Source organism: Pedococcus sp. NPDC057267, assembly GCF_042668795.1.
In the GTDB taxonomy this organism is placed as follows: domain Bacteria; phylum Actinomycetota; class Actinomycetes; order Actinomycetales; family Dermatophilaceae; genus Pedococcus.
On the sequence record NZ_JBHUYG010000168.1, the window covers coordinates 1 to 3,665 of the forward strand.

At 73.3% G+C, this 3,665-nt stretch carries 5 protein-coding genes; all 5 read right to left on the reverse strand.

The window, feature by feature from the left end:
- Positions 1 to 28: 28 nt before the first annotated feature.
- Positions 29 to 1,165, reverse strand: coding sequence for a DivIVA domain-containing protein (locus ACFUC1_RS20320; protein WP_379123073.1), 1,137 nt, complete (start codon positions 1,163 to 1,165; stop codon positions 29 to 31).
- A gap of 141 nt (positions 1,166 to 1,306) precedes the next feature.
- Positions 1,307 to 1,594 carry a YggT family protein gene (locus ACFUC1_RS20325; RefSeq protein ID WP_379123075.1) on the reverse strand — a complete coding sequence of 96 codons (288 nt, stop codon included), beginning with the start codon at positions 1,592 to 1,594 and terminating at the stop codon, positions 1,307 to 1,309.
- Positions 1,595 to 1,639: 45 nt separating this feature from the next.
- A complete protein-coding gene (locus ACFUC1_RS20330) occupies positions 1,640 to 2,125 on the reverse strand; it encodes a cell division protein SepF (RefSeq protein WP_379123077.1) in 486 nt (161 codons plus the stop codon).
- A gap of 49 nt (positions 2,126 to 2,174) precedes the next feature.
- On the reverse strand, positions 2,175 to 2,903 hold the full coding sequence (locus ACFUC1_RS20335) for a YggS family pyridoxal phosphate-dependent enzyme (RefSeq protein ID WP_379123079.1): 729 nt from the start codon (positions 2,901 to 2,903) through the stop codon (positions 2,175 to 2,177).
- Positions 2,900 to 3,625 (reverse strand): peptidoglycan editing factor PgeF, encoded by a 726-nt coding sequence (gene pgeF, locus ACFUC1_RS20340; RefSeq protein WP_379123081.1) that lies wholly within the window; start codon positions 3,623 to 3,625, stop codon positions 2,900 to 2,902. The genes ACFUC1_RS20335 and pgeF overlap by 4 nt, the downstream gene beginning before the upstream one ends.
- Positions 3,626 to 3,665 lie beyond the last annotated feature (40 nt).

Genomic DNA, 3,665 nt, shown 5'->3' on the forward strand with positions numbered 1-3,665 from the left:
GCGCCGTCGTGCCCCGCGGGGACCGACGTCAGCCGTTGCTCTCGGCAGCGGCGTCCGCAGGCTCCACCGCGGTGTCGTCGAGGTCCTTGAGCTGGTCCTCGATGTAGCTCTTCAGGCGGGCGCGGTAGTTGCGCTCGAACGCCCGCAGCTCCTCGATCTTCTTCTCGAGCATCGTGCGCTCACGCCCGAGCTCCTCGAGGATCTGCGCCTTCTTCTGCTGCGCCTCGTGCACCATGCCCGTCGAGCGCTCGCGTGCCTCGGTGATGAGCTGCTCGTGCTTGGACTCGGCCTCGGCGACGAGCTGGTCGTGCCGCGACTGGGCGGTGCTGAGGAGCTCGTCGTGGCGGGACTGACCCTCGTTCACGAGCTCGTCGTGACGGGTCTGTGCCTCCGCGATGAGACGGTCGCGCGTCTGCTCGCCCTGGCCCACGTGCTCGTCGTGCAGGCGCTGCGCCATCTCCAGCAGCGCGGCGGCACTGGAGCCGCCACCGACGGCCGCACCGGCCAGCGCGGCGGCACCGGTGCCCTCGGCCTGCTGCGCCGGCTGCGCGGCCGCAGCGGCCGCGGCCTGCTCGGCACGAGCCTGCGCCTCCTGGGCGCGGGCCTCGGCCTCCTCGGCGCGCTTCTGCGCCTGCTCGGCCTCCTGCTGGGCGGCGGCGAGGCGCTGCTCCGCCTCCTGCGCGCGGGCCTCGGCCTCGCCGGCCTGGGCCTCGACACCCTGCTGCGCCTTGGCGATCCGCTCCTGGGCGGCCTGCTCCGCCTCGGCGGCGCGCTCGTGGGCCACGCGCTCGGCCTCATCGGCCTTGGCCTGCGCCTCGGCGATCCGCTTCTGGGCGGCCTGCTCGGCCTCCTCGGCCTGCTTCGCGAGGGCGGCGATGCGCTCCTGCGACTCACGCTTGGCGCGTGCCTCGGCCTCCTGGGTGGCCTTGGCCTCGGCGTCGCGCTTGGTCTGCGCCTCGGGGTCGGGCTTGGCCACGGCCGGCATGCCCTTGCTCTGGCGGCACTCGTTGAGCTGGTCGCGCAGGTCGTCGCTGTCCTTGACGAGCTTGCGCATCTCGGCCACGACCTCGTCCAGGAAGTCGTCCACCTCGCGCTCGTCGTAACCGCGCCGGAACTGGGTCGGCGTGAAGTTCTTGTTGAGGACGTCCTCAGGACTGAGCGTCATTAGTCACCTCGTTGGGCTGGCATGAGCAGTGCAGGTCAAGCATCGCAGAGTCGGGCAGTGCCGTCAGCCTAGAGGATCGGGTCGCCCCACTGGACCCGCAGGCCCCACCCGTCTCCCCCTGCGGACGACTGCCGGCTCCTGCTAGAGGATCCCCATGAGCACGCTCGTCACGAGCATGAGCACGAGGAAGGCCAGGTCGAGACGCACGGCACCGAGGGTCAGCGGCGGGATGACACGACGCAGCGCCTTCAGCGGGGGGTCCGTGACGGTGTACACCGCCTCGGCCACGACGAGCAGCGCGCCGCGGGGACGCCAGTCGCGGGCGAACGCCTGCACCCAGTCCAGCACCAGCCGGCCGAGGAGCACGACGAAGAACAGGAAGACCACGAAGCGCACGACGCTGGCGACGGGGTTCGAACCGAGCAGCATGCGCTCACCCTGCCATGCGGGGCTCGGCGGGGCCGGTGGCGGGGGTCAGCTCTGGTTGAACAGGCCGCGCGCGGCGGGCGCGGGGGTGCCCTCCTCGGCGGAGACCTCGACGTGGGCCGGCGACAGCAGGAAGACCTTGGACGTGACGCGCTCGATCGACCCGTGCAGGCCGAAGACCAGTCCGGCGGCGAAGTCGACGAGGCGCTTGGCGTCGGCGTCGTCCATGTCGGAGAGGTTCATGATGACGGGGGTGCCGTCGCGGAAGCTCTCGCCGATGTTCTTGGCCTCGTTGTACGTCCGCGGGTGGATCGTGGTGATGCGGTTGAGGTTGCCGACCTCCACGTCGCGGACGACCCGGGCCACCGGCGTGCGCTGCGGCAGCGGGGTGACGGCGGCGGACCGCTCCTGGGCCGGGGCCTCGTGACGCTGGTGCTGCTGGGGCTCGTCGTAGTCGTCGTAGTCGTAGCCGTCGTACTGCTCGTCCTCGGCGAGCCCGAGGTACACCATCGTCTTGCGCAGCGCCCCAGCCATTGAGAGCTCCCTTGGTCTTCTTCGTGTGTGCGGTCGTCCGCGACTGAAGTTACCGGTGTGACTGGCGCGATCCGAGGATTGCGGTGCCGACACGCAGGTGTGTCGCCCCGTGGGCGACGGCCTGCTCGAGGTCCCCGCTCATCCCCGCCGAGATCCACGAGGCGCCCGGGTGGGAGGCGCGTATGCCGTCGGCGACGTCCCGCAGCCGGGCGAAGGCCGGCGCGGGGTCGGCTCCGAGCGGGGCCACGGCCATGACGCCGCGCAGGTCGAGGTGCTCGCTCGCGGCGACCGCGTCGGCGAGGGCGGCCGCCTGCGCCGGTGCCACGCCCCCTCGCCCCTCCGCCTCGTCGAGGGCCACCTGGACGAGCACCTCGAGTCGCCGCCGCGCCCGGTCGGCCGCCCGGTCGAGGGCCCCCACGAGCTTGAGCCGGTCCAGGGACTGGACGACGTCGGCATACCCGACGACGGAGGACGCCTTGTTGCTCTGCAGCTGGCCGATGAAGTGGACCTGCAGGTCCGCCCTCCGGGTCACCTCGGCGAACTTGGCAGCAGCCTCCTGGTCGCGGTTCTCCCCCACCGCCCGCACCCCGAGGTCGGCGAGCAGGTCGACGTCGGTGGCGGGGAAGAACTTCGTCACGGCGATGAGGGTGACCTCGGAGGGGTCGCGGCCGGCCGCTGCACAGGCGGCCTCGATCCGCGCGTGCACGGCGGCGAGGTTGCGCGCGAGCTCCGCGCGACGGTCCCCCACGTCGGCGTGCGCGGGCGGTCCGGCGCTCACGCGGCGTCCAGCGCGACGACACCGGCGAACCGCCCGGTGCGGCCGTCCCGGCGGTAGGAGTAGAGGTCGCGCTCCTCGCGGGCGCAGCCCGGGAGCCACTGCACCGAGGCGCCGGTCGCCCGCAGCTGCGAGACGACCCCGGCTGCGACGTCGATGGCCGGCGTGCCCGTCCACGACACCGTCGCCGACTCCGGGGAGACCCGTGCGGCCTCGGCCCGCATCTGCTCGGGCACCTCGTAGCAGCGCCCGCAGACCGACGGACCGACGACCGCGGCGATGTCGCGGGCGCCCAGCTCGCGCATCCGCTCGACGGCGACGCCGACGATGCCGGCGGTCATGCCGGGCCGCCCGGCGTGCACGGCACCGACGACCCCCGCGTCGGGGTCGGCCAGCAGCACTGGCGTGCAGTCGGCGACGAGCACGGCGAGGCCGAGTCCGGGCTGGGCCGTCACGACGCCGTCCGCCGGGGGCGGGCCGGCCGGCGGCCACGGGCCGTCGGCCACGAGGACGTCGCGGCCGTGGCACTGGTCCAGGAAGAGGAGGTGGTCGCGGGCCAGCCCCATCGAGGTCGCGACGCGGAGCCGGTTCTCCTCGACAGCTGCCGGGTCGTCCCCGACGTGGCCCCCGAGGTTGAGGGAGTCGAACTCCCCGGTGCTGGTGCCGCCCAGCCGGTCGGTGAAGGCCCACCGGACCCGGCTGCTCTCCTCGCGCCAGTAGAACACCGCCCCAACCTACGACAGGGGGCGCCGGACGATGTCGTCC